This window comes from Streptosporangium sp. NPDC053982, from assembly GCF_055585205.1.
Genome location: NZ_JBVJKQ010000008.1, coordinates 120114 through 137316 on the forward strand (window position 1 = coordinate 120114; position 17203 = coordinate 137316).

Genomic DNA, 17203 nt, shown 5'->3' on the forward strand with positions numbered 1-17203 from the left:
GCCGGGACGCGGACCGGCTCGGACGCCGGCCGGCAGGGGGCAGGAGGGTAGGAGGAGCAGACCGGTCGGGGGACGGGGCGGCCCGGAGACCGGGCCGTGCCCGAGCGGGCCGTACCCGGGAGAGCGGGCCGGTCAGGGGGAGTAGGCGCGGGCCTGGAGGTTGTACAGCTCGGCGTACAGGCCGTCGAGCTCCATGAGCTCGGCGTGGGTGCCCTGCTCGACGACCTCGCCCCGGCTGAGGACGTAGATGCGGTCGGCGTGCCGGACGCTGGCCAGCCGGTGGGTGATCATCAGAACCGTGCGACCCTCGGCGTGCCGCCTGACCCGTTCGAAGAGGGCGTGCTCGGCCCGGGCGTCGAGTGCCGCGGTCGGTTCATCGCAGATCAGCAGCGGGGCGTCGCGATGGAAGCCGCGGGCCACCGCGATCCGCTGCCACTGGCCGCCCGACAGCTCCCTGCCGTCCTTGAACCGCCGGTCGAGCAGGGTGTCGTAGCCGCGCGGCAGCTCGGAGACGACCTCGTCGGCGCCCGCCACCTCGGAGGCCGAGACCAGCGCCGCCTCCCCCCTGCCGTCGCCCATGGTGATGTTGTGCCGGACGGTCAGCGGCCAGCGGCTGTGGTCCTGGGCGATCACCGCGACGCGGCGGCGCAGCGAGGCGGGATCGACCTCCGACAGGTCTGCGTCGTCCCAGCGGACACGGCCGCCACCGGGTTCGTAGAGCCCCGCCAGGATCTTGGACAGCGTGGTCTTGCCCGAGCCGTTCTCCCCGACGAGCGCCACGACCTCCCCGCGGTCGAGGCGGACGGAGACGCCGCACAGGGACGGACGGTCGGCCCCGGGGTAGGTGAAGACGACCTCCTCGGCGGTGATCCGCTCGAACCCCTCGGGGGCCGGGCGCTGGCGGGGCGGGGGCAGGTACCGCTCGGCCAGGGAGCAGAACTCCAGGAAGTCGGTGAAGTACAGGCCTCCCTCGTAGAGGCGGTTGACGGCGAACATGAGGTTCTCCAGCGATCCCTTGCCCGAGCGGATGGCGAGCACCGCCGTGCCCGCCACCGCCAGCGCGACGGTGCCGAGGGACAGCAGCACGCCCAGCGCCACGTACACCGTCAGGGTGCCGAGGCCGCCGAGCGCCTCCCCGATGACCCGGGTGAGGGCCCGGCGCCTGGCCAGGTCGAGCATGACCCGCTGCTCGGCCCGGGCCACCGCGTCGTACATCCGCATCAGGAAGCCGCGCATCGTGAACGACCGCACCTCCGCGGCCGTCTCCCGTTCGGCCATCAGGTCGGCGAGGATCCACTTGCGGCGGCGGGCCGAGATCAGCGAGTGGTCGGCGGCGTACCCCATCTTCGCGGCGCGCACCGCCGCCCAGGCGTCCGGCAGGACCGCCAGCACCAGCAGCGGCAGCAGCACCGGGTGGAGCACGCCGAGGACGCCCGCCGCGGCGGCGATGCCGATCAGGCCGGTGATCGTGTCGATGGTGCTGTCCACCATCACGCGCGCGGTGTCCATCCCGCGCGCCTGGGCCCGCTGCAGCGCGTCGTGGAACTCGGGGTCGTCGAAGGCGACCAGGTCGACCTGGCTGGTCAGGCCGTACAGCCGCTCCTCGGTGATCCGGCCGACCTGCGGGCGGAGCCGGCCCTGCACCCAGCCGGCGCCCGCCTGCAGCGCGGAGCGCAGGCAGGCGGCCCCGGCGACCAGCGCCAGGGAGGGCAGCGCCGCCCTGACCCGCTCGGGGGTGGGCCCGGCGCTGAACAGGGCGCTCAGCACACCGGTCGTGGCCAGCAGGCCGAAGGCGGTGAACACCCCGCCGAGCAGGCTGAGGACGACGGTGGCCGCCGTGTCGCGGGGGCTCGCCCGCCAGGCCATGCCCAGCGCCCGGCGGACCAGCGCGGGGAGCCGGCGGGCGACGGTCAGGAACCCGATCCCGGAGAGCCGCTCCGAGAAGGCGTACCAGTCGGGCGCGGTGAGCTCGCCGAGCTCCGTCAGGTCCGAAGGCTCCGCGAGATCGGGGGGGTCCGGGGGCCCCGCACGGCCGTCGCGCGGTGCCGGGGCGGAGGAGGCGGCGGTGGCTGGGGCTGGGGATTCGGCTGGCATGGTGACAGTGTGGAGTCGGGTACTGACAATCCGGTGAAGGGCGGCTGCCGATGGCCGGAGCCGGTCGCGTCCCGGGTCGGCCGGCGGCCCTCGTGCGGCTTGCCGCCGGGACGTGAGGGATGACCGTTATGTGGGCGGTTCGGTGGGATGCGGCCGTTGATCGTTACGCGGGTTCACCACCGGATGCCCCTTTCCCCGGCCGCGTCCCGTGACGGCGGCGACGGGGCCGTGAGGGGCGATCGGGGGCTCGTGAGGGGATACGGTCAGGTGATCCGGAGATCCGAAAAGGTGTTAAGCCTGGGCACGGCACGGTAATTGGTGTCACACTTTCCGTGACGGCCGCCCCGCGACGCACCACCGGATGCCATCGACCGCCGAGACCAGGACACCGCGACCAAGAGCCGATGACACAGGACACCGCGCACTCCTCCCTCACCGCGGGCAACCTGCCCCTCGAACCCAACGCCTTCATCGGCCGCGAGGCCGACGTGGAGGAGCTCGCCCATCTGCTCGGCGTCGCCCGGGTGGTGACGCTGTGCGGGGCGGGCGGCATCGGCAAGAGCAGGCTGGCGGTCCGGGTGGCCACCCAGGTGGCGGACGGCTTCCCGGGGGGCGTGTGGCTGGTGGAGCTGGCCGAGGCGGTGCCCGGCGACCAGATCGTGCCCCGGGTGGCCGCCGCGCTCGGCGTCGCCGCCGAGCCGTCGCGCCCGCTGGCCGAGACGCTGATCGACGCCCTCGCCGACCGGCGGCTGCTGCTCATCGTCGACAACTGCGAGTCGCTCGTCGAGGAGTGCGCCCGGTTCTGCCGCATGGTCCTCACCGTCTGTCCCGAGGTGCGGGTGCTCACCACCAGCCGCGAGCCGCTGCGGGTGGCGGGGGAGACGGTGTGGCGGGTGCCTCCGCTCTCGCTGCCGGGGGACGACGCCCAGAACCCGGCGGGCAGCGAGGCCGTACGGCTGTTCGTCGACCGGGCCGGCGCCGCCTCGCGCGGCTTCGCCGTCACCGACCAGAACGCCGCGGAGATCGCCAGCCTGTGCGAGGCGCTCGACGGGATGCCGCTCGCCATCGAGCTGGCCGCCGCCCTGTGCCGGGCGCTGACCGTGGAGCAGATCCACGCCCGCATCCGCGACCGCTTCCGGCTGCTGTCGGCCGGCGACCGCACCGCCCCCGCCAGGCACCAGACGCTCCGGGCCACCGTCGACTGGAGCTACCAGCAGCTCAAGGAACCCGAGCGGATCCTGCTGCGGCGGCTCGCGGTCTTCACCGGCGGCTGGACGCTCGACATGGCCGAGCAGGTCTGCTCCGGCAACGGACTGGGCGCCGAGGACATCCTCAGCGTGCTGTGCGGCCTGGTCGACAAGTCCCTGGTGCTGGCCGACGCGGCGGCCGCGGGCGAGACGCGCTACCGGATGCTGGAGACGATCCGCCAGTACGCCGCCGAGCAGCTCGACGCCTCGGGCGAGGAGTGCCCGCTGCGGCAGCGGCACCGCGACCACATGATCGGCATCGCCGACCGGGTTCACCGGCTGATCGTCCGCCACCCCCGCCCCACGTGGGAGGAGATCTGCCCGCAGCTCGTCCTGCTGGACGAGCTCCAGTCCAACATCTGGGCGGCGGTGCGATGGTCGGCCGACACCGGCGAACCCGAGAGCGCGCTGCGCCTGCTGGTGCTGCTGCGCTGGCCGACCATCGCCGGCGGCAGGTTCACCCCGGCCGACGAGTGGCTGGACCGCCTGCTGGAGACCGAGCCCGCGCTGCTGTCCCCGCGGGTGCGCGGCGACGCCCTCGTGCTGCGCGGCCAGGTGGCCTTCGGCCAGGGCGACCCCGACACCGCGCAGGTCGCCTGCGCGGCCGCCGCCGAGCTGTGCCGGGCGACGGGCCTGCACGGGCCGCTGAGCGGGGCGCTCGCCATCCTGGCCTGGGTGGCCATCTACCAGCGGCGGCCCGAGGCGGCCAGGGCCTGCCTGGACGAGGCGCTGGAGGCCGTGCGGAAGGTGGACGACCCCTGGCACGAGATGGTGATCCGCTCCATGGAGGGGACCCTCGCCCTGTCGGAGGGTCGTGCCAAGGAGTCGCAGCGGTCGTTCGAGGCGGCACTGGCCATCGCCCACGAGCTCGACAACCACTGGGCCGAGCCGGTCGCGCTCATCGGCCTGGCGCAGGTCGCCTGGCTGCGCAGCGACCTGGCCGAGGCCCGCGCCTACTACGAGCAGGCCCTCGACCTGCTGCAGGACATCACCTCGCACTGGCAGACGATCACCTGCCTGTCGGGGCTGGGCCGGATAGCCCTCGCCCAGGGCGACCTGGCGACCGCCCGCGCCCGGCTGGTGGAGAGCCTGCGGCTGTGCCTGGGCACCGGCCAGCGGCTCGGCGTCGCCCGGCGGATCGAGACGCTCGCGCAGCTCGCGCTGGCCGAGGAGGACGACCGCCGGGCCGTACGGCTGGCCGGCGCCTCCGCCGCGATCCGCGGCTCGATGTGCGGCGCCTTCCTGCCGTCGGGGTTCGGCGCCCGGATGGAGGAGCTGCTCCAGCCGGCCCGCACGCGTCTGGGCGACGCCCTCGTCGCCCAGCTCTGGGCGCACGGCCAGGAGATGACGCAGGAGCAGGCGATCCGCTACGCCCTCCAGGACGATGAGCCGGACGGCGAGCAGGCCGGGTTGCCGCCGCCGGCGGCCCGGGGCCCGGCGGCCACCCCGCTGACCACCCTCACCGGCCGCGAGTGGGAGATCGCCGAGCTGGTGGCCCGCGGCCTGAGCAACAAGGCCATCGCCGACGAACTGGTGATCAGCCCGGCGACCGCGGCCCGGCACGTGGCCAACATCCTGGCGAAGCTGGGGTTCTCCTCGCGCACCCAGGTCGCCACCTGGGTCATCGAGCACAACCGCGCCTGAAGGGGTCATCGAGCACGGCCACGCCTGAAAGGGTCATGGAGCACGATCGCGCCTGAAGGGTCATCGGGCCACGGCCGCGCCCGAGGGACGCGGCCCCGGCCGGAAAGGGGCGGATCGGGGCCCGGGGCCGCCGGGCCGTACGCGGCGCTCCTGAGGCGCTCCGGCGGGCGGGGAGCGCCGGCCGCCCGGCCTACACACCCCGGCGGCCGTACGGCTACACCTCGGGATACGCAGTTCGGCGCATGTGCGGCCCCGGGTGTCCGCCGTACGTTTCCCTCGTGTTCGGCCGGTGACGCCGGCCTTCCGCGCCGTCCCGCCCGGGGCGAGGGCCGCGGACGCGGCGGGCCCACACCATCCCCGGCGTCACGGCCGGGCACACCGGAGGCGTCGCGTGTCCCGCCCGTCGGCCGAGGTCTCCTCGGAGGGGTGGGGACTTCGGGGCCACGGGGCACGCGACAGCGGGTCCGAGCCGCGCAGGGCTCGGGCCCGCACCCCCGGAAAGGACGATCTCGAATACACACTCATCTACATACATCGAACGATGCCCCGGCCGTCAGAGCGGCCTTACGGTCGGCGCCATGAGACCGACCTCCTCCTCCATCAGGGGAACCGTCACCGAGGCGGTGTTCGGTCGCGCGTACGAACGGGGTGACCGGCCCGCGCTGATCGACCTCGGCGCCGGAGTCGTGTACGGCTACCGCCGCCTGGCCGGCGAGGTGACGCTGGGCGCCTCCGGTCTGGTCCGGCGGGGCGCCCGCAGGCGTCAGGTGGCCGGGATCCACGTCGGTGACGCCGCGGCGCAGACCCTCGCGGTGCACACCGTCATCGCGGCGGGGGGCGTGGCGGCCCCCGTCGACCCCGGAAGCGGGGAGGTCGGCACGCTGCTGGCCCGGTGGGACGCCCGGCTGCTCATCACGACCCCCGGGCTGGCGGAGGCGTCGCTGCGGGCGGCTGAGGCGTCCAGGGTCCGGCAGGTGATCACGTTCGGTCAGGCGCGGGACACCGTCGACTTCGCCGACCTGCTGCTGCTGGAGCCCGGGCCGCTGCCCCTGCTCGACCCGTCGGTCCAGCCCGCCCTGCTGACCCAGGACGCCGGGGTCTTCACCCACGAGGACCTCATCGGCCGGATGCACGTCCTCGACCGGCTCGTGGTCCTGGAGAAGTCGGACGTCCTGCTGGTGACGTGGTCCCTGACCTGCGTCCTGGCCATGACCACGCTGATCGGCCTGGCGCTCATGCGCGGCGCGCTGGTCGTGGTGGCCCCCGGCCTCTCCCCCGAGGAGCTGTCGGCGACCGTCCACGACTTCGGCGTCACCGTGATGGCACTGCCCGACGGCGCGATCCAGCGCGTCCAGGGGTGAACGGCGCGGCCCGCCACGACACAGGCGGGCGGCGCGGCCCCTGAGGCGCGCCTGGTGGGGGTCCCGCGGCGGGGCGGGGCCCCCACACCCTTCCCGTCACCCGCCCGCCGTCCCGGCGGGTCCGTTCCGGCGGCCATGCGTCCTGCCGGGCGGTTCTTCGCGCCCGGTCTCATGGCGGGGGCACCGAAGGGCTGACCAGCGCGTCGCCGAGCGCCGTGCGGTGGTAGAGCACGGCGCGGCCGGTACGGCACCGGGCCACCAGGCCCGCGCGCCGCAGTGCGCCCAGGTGGTCGCCGACGGTTCCCAGTCCCAGGCCGAGCAGTGCGACGAGATGGCTGGTGGTGGCCGGGACGGCCAGCTCCAGCAGGACCCGCGCCCTGGTCCGGCCGATCAGCCCGGTCAGGCCGTCCGGCGCCTCGTGCGGGATCCCGGCCCCGCGTGCCGGATAGGAGATCGCGTACGGCCAGGCGTCCTCCAGGTAGGAGCCCACCCCGGACGGGAAGGGGGAGGGCACGAACAGCAGGCCGCGCCCGCCGAGCCGGCGGGTCTCGCCGGGGCTCTCCGCCCGCACCTCGATCACCCCGTCGGGATGCCAGCGCACCCGCGGGCTGAGGTCGGCGAGCGCCGCCGCCCAGCCGTACGTCGCCAGGCGGCCGGACCGCTGGATCACGTCGCGTTCCAGGATCGCGTGGAAGCGGGGCCACGCGGGGGCGACGATCTCCTCCCAGAGGGCCTGGAGCGCGTCGGCGAAGAGCGTCACCACGTCGGGCGAGGACAGGACGTCCAGCACGGCGGCCGGCGGCCGGGGCATGCCGTCCAGGTTCCTGGCGATCTCCCGGTGCGCCTGGGCCGCGGAGGTGGCGCGCACCACCGCGAGCTCCGCCTCGAACGGGGTGCCCACCCCGGCCGGCGGCGGCGCGGCGAAGTCGACGTTGTAACTCCGGTCGCGGAACAGCGCCACCATCGCCCCGAGCCCCGGCCGCTCGGCCCGCAACCTCTCGTACGGCTTCCGCTGCCGGTCCGCCCAGGCCCGCCAGATCCCGGCCTGCTTCCTGCCGGACAGCACCCACAGGGCGAGCTTGGTGACGATGAGCGGGGAGACGGCGAACCTGGCGGCCACGACGTCTCCCGGGCTGACCTCGATCCTGATGGCCATGACGTCTCCCTGACGGTCCCGGCGCGGCGGGCCGCCCGGCGATCTTTCGGCGATTTCCGAAAGCCTATCCCCGGGCGGCGGGACGCCCCACCCTGACGGACATGACGATCACCTCGCGGGAACGGGCCGCGACCTACAGAGAGCTCTTCGCCGTCGCCGAGTTCCGGACGCTGTTCGCGAGCTTCGCCCTCCTGATCGCCGGGGACCAGGTCAAGGCGCTGGCCCTGTCGGCGCTGGTGTACGCGAGGACCGGCTCGCCCGGGCTGTCGGCCGCGGCCTACATGCTGGGTTTCCTGCCGTACGTCGTCGGCGGGACGTTCCTGCTCTCCCTGGCCGACCGCGTCCGGCCCCGCACGCTGATGATCGTCGGTGAGCTGGTCCGGGCGGTGACCTGCCTGCTGCTGGCCTTCGCCGGGCTGCCCGTCTGGGCGATGCTGGCGCTGGTACTGGCCGGTGGCCTGTTCTCGCCGGTCTTCATGGCGTCCCGCAACGCCCTGCTGCCCGCGTTGCTGCCCGGGGACGCGTTCGTCCTGGGCAGGTCCGTGCTGTCGGTGACGGCCGCGGGCGGGCAGATCGCCGGGCTGGCGGCCGGCGGCGGCGTGCTGGCCGCGGCCGGCCCCGCGGGCGCGCTGGCCGCCACCGCGGGACTGTCCGCCGTGGCCGCCGTGCTGCTCCGGCTCGGCCTGCCGGACGTACCGGCCCGTGCCGGGGGCGGAGGCGTGCGGGTCCGGGGTGAGGACGGGGCCGGCGCGCGGGCTCAGGACGGGGACGGACGCGAGGGCACGGGCGGTGCGCGGGCTCAGGGCGGAGAAGAGGGCGGGGCCGGCGCGCGGGCTCGGGGAGCGGGGGGCGGGGCCGTGCGGGAGACGCTGCGCGTCAACCGGGCGCTGCTGGCGGACCCCCGGGTGCGCGGGCTGCTGCTCGCCCAGTGGCTGCCGGTGTCGTTCGTGACGGCGGCCGAGGCGGTGCTCGTCCCCTACCTCGGCGACGCGGCCGGGGTGGCGCTCGCCGCGGCCTCGGCCGGGCTGGCGGCCGGCAACCTCGCGGTGGGACGGCTGACCTCCCCGTCCGGCCGGGAACGCCTGGCACTGCCGCTCGCGGCCCTGGCGGGTGTTCCGCTGCTCGGTTTCGTCCTCCGGCCGGGACTCGCGGTGGCCGCGCTCCTCGTCCTGCTGGCCACGATGGCCGGCGGCTCCTACGCGCTCGGGCTGCAACGTCGGTTCGTGGCGGCGGTGCCCGAAGCGGTCGCCGGACAGGCGTTCGGCCTGGCGGGTGCGGGAGCGATGACCGGTCAGGCGCTGGCCGCCGCCCTGGCGGGCGCGGTGGCCGAGGCGACCGCGCCGCACCTGGCGATCGTCCTGGCGGGGGTCGCGGTCATCGGCTGCTCGCTCGCGCTTCACCGTCACCTGAGCCCGGAGCCCGCCTGACCGCCGTCCGGGCGACCGGGCGTCGCCGCGTCATCCGGGAGGGGTGACGGAGCAGGCCGGGAACGTATAGGGGCGGCAAAGGCCCTGCCGTCGCCTGCCGTGCGGATGGCCCGTCCGGTGCCCCGTACCCGACCGGTGAATAAGTTCTAGGCATTTCGTGCGTATTGCGTGGTTTCCGACTTTACGTTCGTTTGTAACCCGCTGTGGATGATGGAAGGACCTGGTCGGCGACGGCGTGCTCCGCCGTACACCCCGGTCCGGTCACCGGGCGCCGGATCGTGCCGGAGCCGAGGCCCTGAGAACGGAGGCCACGCGTGAGCAGCGGAACCGTTCCGAAGCCCATAGCGAGCACGAGCAGCTTCCTGGACGATCGCCTGGGGGCGGGGAACTTCCTCCGGCGGAACCTACGGAAGATCTTTCCTGACCACTGGTCTTTCCTTCTGGGGGAGATCGCCCTCTACACGTTCGTCATCCTGCTGCTGACCGGCACGTTCCTGACGTTCTTCTTCAGACCCAGCATGCAGGAACTCGCCTACACCGGCTCCTACGAGCCGCTCAAGGGCGTCATGATGTCCGAGGCGTACGCCTCGACGCTGAACATCAGCTTCGACGTGCGCGGCGGCCTGCTGATGCGGCAGATGCACCACTGGGCGGCCCTGCTGTTCATCGGCGGCCTGATGATCCACATGCTCCGCGTGTTCTTCACCGGCGCCTACCGCAAGCCGCGCGAGCTGAACTGGCTGATCGGCGTCGCCCTGCTGCTGATCACCCTCGCCGAGGGCCTGACCGGCTACTCCCTGCCCGACGACCTGCTGTCCGGCGCCGGCCTGAGGATCACCGCGGGCATCGCCCAGATGATCCCGATCGTGGGCACCTGGTCCACCTTCCTGCTCTTCGGCGGGGAGTTCCCGGGTGAGGACATCGTCGCCCGGTTCTACTCGCTGCACATCCTGCTCATCCCGGGTGTGCTGCTGGCGCTGATCACCGCCCACCTCATCCTGATGTGGGTGCAGAAGCACACCCAGATGCCGGGCAAGGGCCGCACGAACATGAACGTGGTGGGCTCGCCGTTCTGGCCCGCCTTCATGATCAAGTCGGGCGCGTACTTCATGTTCGCCTTCGCCACCGTCGCGCTGCTGGGCGGCTTCGCGCAGATCAACCCGATCTGGCTGTTCGGCCCCTACAACCCGGCGAACATCTCGGCCGGCACCCAGCCCGACTTCTACATGGGGTTCCTGGACGGCGCGCTCCGGCTGATGCCCGGCTGGGAGATCGACTTCGCCGGCTACACGCTGACGCTGAGCGTGCTGATCCCGGCGCTGGTCCCGCTCATGATCATCGTGCTGGGCCTGGTCCTCTATCCGTTCCTGGAACGGTGGGTCACCGGCGACCGCAGCGAGCACCACATCGCCGACCGGCCCCGCAACAACCCGCACCGCACCTCGATCGGCATGGCGGCGGTCACCTTCTACGGCATCCTGTGGCTGGCCGCCTCCAACGACGTGATCGCCGCGTACTTCCACTTCTCGATGAACGACCTGATCTACATCGGCCGCGTCCTGATCTTCCTGGGGCCGGCTCTCGCGTACCTCGTCACCTACCGGATCTGCATCGGCCTGCAGCGCCGCGACTCCCAGATCCTCGCCCACGGCGTGGAGGCCGGAGTCATCAAGCGGCTGCCCAACGGCGAGTACGTCGAGGTGCACGCTCCGCCGACCCCGGACCTCGAGGACCGGGTCCGCGGCAAGGAACTGATCCCGGTCCTGCACGGGGCCGGAGACGGCCACGGGAACGGTCACGGGAACGGCGACGGGGAGGGCGCGGTCCCGCCCGAGGAGCTGCGCGGCCGGCTCGGCAGACTCCGGGCCAGGATGAGCCGGGCCTACGGCGGCGAGAAGGTGCCGCTGGAGGAGAGCCACGAGGAGTACCGCAGGCACGAGGAGGAGGAGCACGCGGTCATGGCCACCCGCGGAGCGGGCGGCCGGGGCGGCGGCGCGGGCCAGGGCGGTGGCGCGACCGGAAACGGCGGAAACGGCGGAACGGCCGGGAACGGCGGTCCCCGCTAGACGCGCCCCGCCCGGGAACCGGCCCCATCGGCCGGGCCGGCCCCGTGGGGGCCGGCCACGTCAGACGGGGACGGCCTCGCCGACCGGCACGTCCGGCACGTCCGGCACGTCCGGCGCGTCCGGCGTCCCCGGCGGCTCCTCCGACGGGTCCACGGGCCGCAGCTCATCGGCGTAGCTCACCGAGACGCGGCGCATGACCCCGCCCTCGTCGATCGAGTACTGCCCGAGACGCCACAGCGGCGGGGAGTAGGCGTGGATCGACACGCTGCCCTCCGCCGCCCCGCTCAGCCGGTGGATGTGGTCGGGACCGAACGAGAACGACTCCCCGGCCTCGATCAGCGTCTCCACGTGCTCGCCGCCGATCCTGGGGTTGCACTCCCGCAGCGCCCCGGCCACCACGCTGACGGCCCCGGAGGAGATGTCGTGGTCGTGCCAGCCGGTGTCGTCCCCGGGCCGCCAGCACAGCAGCCAGACGTCGACGTGCGAGTCGCGGTGCAGCGAGGCGTAGTGGCGGCCCCCCTCGGCGGGGAAGTCCACCTGACGCTCCCAGCGCGACGGGTCGGCGGCCAGCTCCTCGACGAGGGTGCGCAGCTCGCGCCGGTCGAGGGGGCGCGCGGGCAGGCTCTCGTAGCCCGTGCCGCCCGTGCCGTCCGTGCCCGGCCCCTGGGGGAGCGCGTGCCGCTCCCGGGCCGGGGCGATCACCTGGTTCATCTTCCGGTCTCCTTCCGGTTCAGCAGGCGGTTGGGATTGACCACCGTGACGGCGTGCCGGGCGGCCTCGCCGAGTGCGGGGTCGGGGGCCTCGGCGTAGGGACGGTCGGAACCGTTGACCACCACGTCGATACCGAGCTCGCGCACGATCGCGTCGATGGCGCGCGGGCCGTAGGAGGAGGTCTCCAGGAACACGTCGCGGTCCACCTCTCCCCGGCCGTCGCCGCCCCGGCGGGCCAGCCGCTCGGAGTGGAGCGGTGCCAGGCCCGCCAGCAGCGCGAAGCAGACGCGCAGTCCGGGGTGGCGGGGGCGGCCGAAGGCGGCGAAGGCGAACCAGGCGGCGTGCATCTGCTGCACGTACGGCACGACGGCCGGCCACCACCCGGGCGCGGCGGGCGCCCCGGGGCCCGCCGCCGGTACGGCGGGCGCGGCCGGGCCCGGGTGCACGAAGAGCGGCAGGTCCCGCTCGGCGAGCACGTCGAGCAGCGGGGCGACCCGCGCCAGGCCGGCGGCGTCTCCCACGGCCGTGGCGGGCAGCTGGAGCCCGGCCGCCCCCCGGTCGAGGGCTCCGGCGAGCGCGCCGGGGTCGATGTCGCTCAGGCAGGTCGCGGCCCAGGCGCCGAAGGGGGCGGGCAGGGCGAGGGCGTCCTCGTGGTAGGCGTCGATGATCGGCCAGGCGTCCTCGGGCGGCAGCGACTCCACGCCGAGCGGGCTGGACAGCGAGACCAGCGCCAGGTCGAGGCCGGGGTCGGCGGCCAGGCGCGTGGCCGGGTCGTGGTCGGCGGGGTTCACCTCGTAGGGAGGCTCGCCGTCCAGGTGGAGCGTCCAGCCGTCGAGGCGCGGCGCGGCCGTACGGCGTCGGAGCGCGTCGGTGAACGCGGGTGTCCACAGGTGCTGGTGCACGTCAACGGTCATCGGAACCTCCCTTCTGTTATTCCCTACCTAGAATACAGGTAATTGGGCGGCCCGCATCCTCGTTCTTGCGATGGCGTGTCGGACCGCCCCAGGTGACAGGCTGAAACAGCGGAATACCGCGCGGGAGACCCCTGCCGGGGCGGACCGCGACATACCCTGGGCTGGTGCCCCAGCCACGGAAACGAGCGACGATACGTGAGGTGGCGAAGGCCACCGGCCTGTCCCCTGCCTCGGTCTCGTACGCTCTGCGCGGGATGCAGGTGTCCGGCGAGACCATCGAGCGGGTACGGCGGGCCGCCGCCGAGCTCGGCTACGAGGCCGACCCCATCGCCCGCGCGCTGGCCAGCGGCCGGACCGGGATGATCGGCCTGCTCTGCGGATCCCTGGAGGACCTCTGGCAGCAGGCCCTGGCCGTCGGCATCGGCCGGGCGCTGAAGGACAACGACCGCTACGCGCTGATCCTCGACGCCGCGGGCGACCCGGCGCGGGAGCGCACGCTGGCCCGGCAGCTCCGGGACCAGCGGGTGGACGCCCTGATCGTGCAGCCGGTCGATCCGGCCGCGCCGTTCTGGGCCGAACTGTGCGAGAGCCTGCCGGTGGTGTCGATCGGCGACGCGCTGGCCGGGGCCCGTACGGCGGGGGAGGTCGTCTTCGACAACCGCGCGGGGGTGACCCTGGCACTGGAGCACCTGCGCGACCGGGGGCACCGGCGGCTGGCGGTCCTCACCCCAACCCGGGCCAGCACCCCCGACCGCCCCGCCGACGTGCACGTCCTGGCCGAGGCCGAACGGCTGGCGCTGGACATCGAAGTGATCACCGCACCGCAGTCCCCGGCCGCCGCCACCGGAGTCGCCCGGAGCGCGCTCGCCGCCGGGCACCGGGCGTTCTTCTGCTTCTCCGACTCGATCGCCTACGGCGTCTACGCCGCCTCCGTCGCGGACGGCCTGCGCATCCCGCTCGACGTCTCGGTGATGGGCTACGACGACCACCCGATGTCGGGGCTGCTCACCCCGCCGCTGACCACCGTCGACTGGGACATCGACCGCATCGTCCGGGCCGCCGTCGGCACGGTCGTGGACGCGGCGGACGGCGAGAGCCGCCACCGGCGCATCGTCCAGTCACCCCAGCTCCGCGGGCGGGGCTCGGTCGGCTGAGCCCCGCCCGCCGCGAGCGGCTCAGTCGCCGAGCACCAGGTCCAGCAGCCAGCTCACCAGGCCGATGATGATCGCGCCCCAGAACGCCGCCCAGAACCCGCTCACGTGGAAGGCCAGGTGGAACTGCTTGGCGAGCCAGCTCGTGAGCAGCAGCAGGCCGGCGTTGACCACCAGGGCGAACAACCCGAGGGTGAGCACGTAGAAGGCACAGCCGACGGTCTTGATGATCGGCTTGAGGACCGCGTTGACGACGCCGAAGACCAGGGCGACCGCGAGCAGCGTGCCGATCTCCGCGGCTGTGGTGGAGGCGGACACCTTGATGCCGTGCACGAGTTGGGTGGCCACCCACAGGGCGGCCGCCACGGCCACGATCTTGATGATGATTCTCACGCCTGGGCATCCTCGCAGGAGAGTCGGACGGACGGTAGGCCCGCCGCGCGGGCCTACCCGGACCCTAGCCACTTCGCGCCCGCGGCGGTGGTCACGGCGGCGCCGCCACGGGGGTGTCACCCACGGGGAACGGGCGTCGCCGCAGCCCGGGGCGGTGTGTTCGGTCACAGGGTGAGAGATCCGCCCGGATGTGGGGATGGTCCCGTTCGCCGGATGCGGAACGTCTCCGGTGAACGGACACGAAGGCCGAGGGGGCTTCACCATGGCAGACCAGACGTCCGGCGGCCCGCGGTTCGCGGGCGGCACGACATTCCGTGAGATCCGGCTCGCCTCGCGGCCCTCGGGGTGGCCGACCGAGGACGACTTCGAGATGGCCGACGCCGGGCCGCCCGACGTGCGCGACGGTCAGATCCTCGTCCGCAACCTCTTCATGAGCGTCGATCCGTACATGCGGGGCCGGATGAACGAGGGCGAGTCCTACGTCCCGCCGTTCGAGCTCGGCAAGGCCCTGGAGGGCGGCGCGGTCGGCGAGGTCGTGGAGTCGCGGACCGCCGGTCTGACGCGCGGCGACCTCGTCCTGCACGGGTACGGCTGGCGCGAGCACGCCGTCCTCGACGCCGGGCAGGCCCGCCGGCTCGATCCGGCGCCGGGGATCCCGCTGTCGGCCTACCTCGGTGTGCTCGGCATGCCCGGCCTCACCGCCTATGTCGGCCTGCTCGACATCGCCTCCTTCAAGGAGGGCGACGCGGTGTTCGTCTCCGGCGCGGCGGGGGCCGTGGGCAGCCTGGTCGGGCAGATCGCCCGTCTCAAGGGGGCCTCCCGGGTGGTGGGCAGCGCGGGCTCGGACGAGAAGGTCGCCTACCTGATCGAGGAGCTCGGGTTCGACGACGCCTTCAACTACAAGAAGGGCCGGGTCCACGACCTGCTCGCGCGGGCGGCCCCCGACGGCGTCGACGTCTACTTCGACAACGTCGGCGGCGACCACCTGGAGGCCGCCATCGGCGCGCTCCACACGCACGGCAGGGTCGCGATGTGCGGGGCGATCTCCGCCTACAACGCCCCCGAACCGCCTCCGGGGCCGCGGAACCTCTTCCTCGCCGTCGGCAAGCGGCTCACCCTGCGCGGGTTCATCGTCGGCGACCACTCCGGCCGCATGGGCGACATGCTCGCCGAGATGGGACCGTGGCTGGCGGAGGGCCGGCTCACCTTCCGGGAGACGGTCGTCGACGGCTTGGAGAACGCCCCCCGGGCCTTCATCGACATGCTGGGCGGCGCCAACGTCGGCAAGATGATCGTCCGCCTGGCGGCCGACCACGCATGATCAGTGTGATCGGAGGGCAGAAGGCGCGGTGAGGAGGTGGGACGGTTGGAAACGGACGAGTTGGAGGCGTTGCCGGCCCGGGAACTGCACGACCGCGCGGTCCGCTACGCGGTTCACCACGGGGATCTCGCGTTCCTGTGGGAGCTGCTCAAGGTGATTCCGGCGGCGGAGGCGTCCACGGGCAACGAGGAGGAGACGGCCAACGAGCTCAGCCGGGTCTCGGCCCTGCTCAGCGACGCGGTGGCCGCCGGCGAGGGCGAGCTGGGGGAGGCGCTGCGCCCGTTCTACATCGAGTACCTGACCAGGCACCCCGAAGCCTAGGTTCTGTTCCGTGGTTCGTCCCGCCCGCTCGACCGAGGCAGGCGGGACGAACCACGGAACGGAGGCTGGGTTCGGAGTCCGGGTTCCGGATCCGGGGCCCGCACCCCCGGCCCGTTTCGGTAGGGTGAGCGGCGTAACCGGGGAGGTGCGCCATGGCGCAGGTCAGTGTGGAGCGGACCGACGACGGGTTCGTGGCCCGCAACGATCGCGGGGCGGAGGTCGCCATGGGCGGCGCCGACGAGCAGGGGGTCTTCACCCCGGTCGAGCTGCTGCTCGCCGCACTCGGCGGCTGCAACATCGTCACCGTGGAGCCGCTCACCGCCCAGCGCGGCCACCGCCTGGTCCGGCTGGCCATGACCGTCCAGGCGGAGAAGGTCGAGCCCACGCTGCTCGGGCCGATCACCATCACCTACGACGTGGAGCTGCCCGAGGGTGACGAGAAGGCCGACGAGGTCTTCCGTGCGGTGGCCCGGCGCGTCGAGGACAGGTACTGCACGGTGAGCCGGGCACTGCGGGAGAAGAGCGAGGTCATCCTCGAACTGCCCGCCTGACGGGCCCCCGTGCTCGAACCGCCTGCCTGATGGGCTCTCTGCCTGACCCGCTCGCCTGACGGGCCCTCGTCCTCGAACCGCCCGCCTGACGGTCCGTCCCCGTGCCGTCTCCACGCCGGGGATCCCCGCGTCGCGGGGGCTCTCCGGCGGGTGGCCGAGCGCTCCGCCGGAGGGCGGGCGCACCCGTTCGGCTATACCGGGTCAAGTATGGATGTAGGCCCAAAAACGACCCGCGTATGACGTGCTTCTTACGTTCGATTCTGTACTGTTGTAGCAGGTCAAGGGGTTCTGCGAAGCCCGGGGGGAGCGTTGCAGAGACTTTTCACCGGATAAGGACGCGAGGGGGATCGCGTCCCCGAGCGGAGCCGCCGGAGTCTTGGGGGAGACGAAGGAGAGGCCCGCGAGGAGGCTGGGCTCGCGCAGTTGGGGGACTGCCCGCCCGGCCGACAGAAGGCCGGACAGTTGGGGGGCTGTCCGGCCTTCGCTCTGCCGGGGTCCGGCGGTCGGACGACCGCCGGACCCCGGCTTCTTCGACGGGAGACCGGGCGGCCGGGGGACCGCCCGGCCTCCCCCCTCACCGAAAGCCCCGGTCCGGACCGGATGACGCCCTCCGGCCTGGTCATCCGTACGGCGGGCCGTACCGTCCGCCCCCTCCCGGTTGATGTGCGTTGGCCCCGTGGCTGCTGCTACAGTTACGTCCGTCGCAAGCGCCGCTAGCTCAGTTGGTTAGAGCAGCTGACTCTTAATCAGCGGGTCCGGGGTTCGAGTCCCTGGCGGCGCACAGACAGCGAAGCCCAGGTCGGTTCTCCGACCTGGGCTTTCGTTTCTCATTGCGACGCTGCGCGT

The 17203-nt window shown here is 73.4% G+C and carries 13 protein-coding genes and 1 tRNA gene; 9 read left to right on the forward strand and 5 right to left on the reverse strand.

Going from position 1 to position 17203, the window contains the following annotated elements:
* Positions 1-132: 132 nt before the first annotated feature.
* On the reverse strand, positions 133-2094 hold the full coding sequence (locus ACZ6W9_RS16015; RefSeq protein ID WP_389959980.1) for an ABC transporter ATP-binding protein: 1962 nt from the start codon (positions 2092-2094) through the stop codon (positions 133-135).
* Between the two features lie 404 nt (positions 2095-2498).
* Between ACZ6W9_RS16015 and ACZ6W9_RS16020 the strand changes: the two genes are divergently transcribed.
* Together ACZ6W9_RS16020 and ACZ6W9_RS16025 are read left to right on the forward strand one after the other, a co-directional pair.
* Positions 2499-4985, forward strand: a complete 2487-nt coding sequence (locus ACZ6W9_RS16020) for an ATP-binding protein (RefSeq protein ID WP_389959983.1) — start codon at positions 2499-2501, stop codon at positions 4983-4985.
* 578 nt (positions 4986-5563) lie between these two features.
* Positions 5564-6346: an AMP-binding protein gene (locus ACZ6W9_RS16025; protein ID WP_389959986.1), complete on the forward strand. Its 783-nt coding sequence runs from the start codon at positions 5564-5566 to the stop codon at positions 6344-6346.
* A 169-nt stretch (positions 6347-6515) separates the two neighbouring features.
* Here ACZ6W9_RS16025 and ACZ6W9_RS16030 read toward each other — a convergent pair whose 3' ends face one another.
* Complete coding sequence (locus ACZ6W9_RS16030) at positions 6516-7502, reverse strand: ArsR family transcriptional regulator (protein WP_389959989.1); 987 nt, start codon at positions 7500-7502, stop codon at positions 6516-6518.
* A gap of 101 nt (positions 7503-7603) precedes the next feature.
* On the opposite strand from ACZ6W9_RS16030, the gene ACZ6W9_RS16035 reads away from it, so the two are divergent.
* Together ACZ6W9_RS16035 and qcrB are read left to right on the forward strand one after the other, a co-directional pair.
* A complete protein-coding gene (locus ACZ6W9_RS16035) occupies positions 7604-8929 on the forward strand; it encodes an MFS transporter (RefSeq protein WP_389959992.1) in 1326 nt (441 codons plus the stop codon).
* Between the two features lie 314 nt (positions 8930-9243).
* The gene (gene qcrB, locus ACZ6W9_RS16040; protein WP_470118312.1) at positions 9244-10995 is read left to right on the forward strand and encodes a cytochrome bc1 complex cytochrome b subunit; all 1752 of its coding nucleotides are present in this window, start codon (positions 9244-9246) and stop codon (positions 10993-10995) included.
* 60 nt (positions 10996-11055) lie between these two features.
* Here the strand turns inward: qcrB and ACZ6W9_RS16045 are convergent, their stop codons facing one another.
* Complete coding sequence (locus tag ACZ6W9_RS16045; protein ID WP_470118314.1) at positions 11056-11706, reverse strand: cysteine dioxygenase; 651 nt, start codon at positions 11704-11706, stop codon at positions 11056-11058.
* Positions 11703-12620, reverse strand: coding sequence for an amidohydrolase family protein (locus ACZ6W9_RS16050; RefSeq protein ID WP_470118316.1), 918 nt, complete (start codon positions 12618-12620; stop codon positions 11703-11705). Before ACZ6W9_RS16050 ends, ACZ6W9_RS16045 begins: the two co-directional genes overlap by 4 nt.
* A 200-nt stretch (positions 12621-12820) precedes the next feature.
* Here ACZ6W9_RS16050 and ACZ6W9_RS16055 point away from each other — a divergent pair, with 200 nt between their 5' ends.
* Positions 12821-13774 carry a LacI family DNA-binding transcriptional regulator gene (locus ACZ6W9_RS16055; protein WP_389960003.1) on the forward strand — a complete coding sequence of 318 codons (954 nt, stop codon included), beginning with the start codon at positions 12821-12823 and terminating at the stop codon, positions 13772-13774.
* A gap of 21 nt (positions 13775-13795) precedes the next feature.
* Here the strand turns inward: ACZ6W9_RS16055 and ACZ6W9_RS16060 are convergent, their stop codons facing one another.
* A complete protein-coding gene (locus tag ACZ6W9_RS16060) occupies positions 13796-14164 on the reverse strand; it encodes a phage holin family protein (protein WP_362941353.1) in 369 nt (122 codons plus the stop codon).
* A 262-nt stretch (positions 14165-14426) separates the two neighbouring features.
* Here ACZ6W9_RS16060 and ACZ6W9_RS16065 point away from each other — a divergent pair, with 262 nt between their 5' ends.
* The 4 genes from ACZ6W9_RS16065 (at position 14427) to ACZ6W9_RS16080 (ending at position 17138) form a co-directional block, all read left to right on the forward strand.
* Positions 14427-15485, forward strand: coding sequence for an NADP-dependent oxidoreductase (locus tag ACZ6W9_RS16065; RefSeq protein WP_470118318.1), 1059 nt, complete (start codon positions 14427-14429; stop codon positions 15483-15485).
* A 36-nt stretch (positions 15486-15521) separates the two neighbouring features.
* Positions 15522-15806 carry a hypothetical protein gene (locus ACZ6W9_RS16070; RefSeq protein ID WP_362941347.1) on the forward strand — a complete coding sequence of 95 codons (285 nt, stop codon included), beginning with the start codon at positions 15522-15524 and terminating at the stop codon, positions 15804-15806.
* 152 nt (positions 15807-15958) lie between these two features.
* On the forward strand, positions 15959-16357 hold the full coding sequence (locus ACZ6W9_RS16075; protein ID WP_389960009.1) for an OsmC family protein: 399 nt from the start codon (positions 15959-15961) through the stop codon (positions 16355-16357).
* Positions 16358-17064: 707 nt separating this feature from the next.
* Positions 17065-17138 (forward strand) — tRNA-Lys (locus ACZ6W9_RS16080).
* Positions 17139-17203 lie beyond the last annotated feature (65 nt).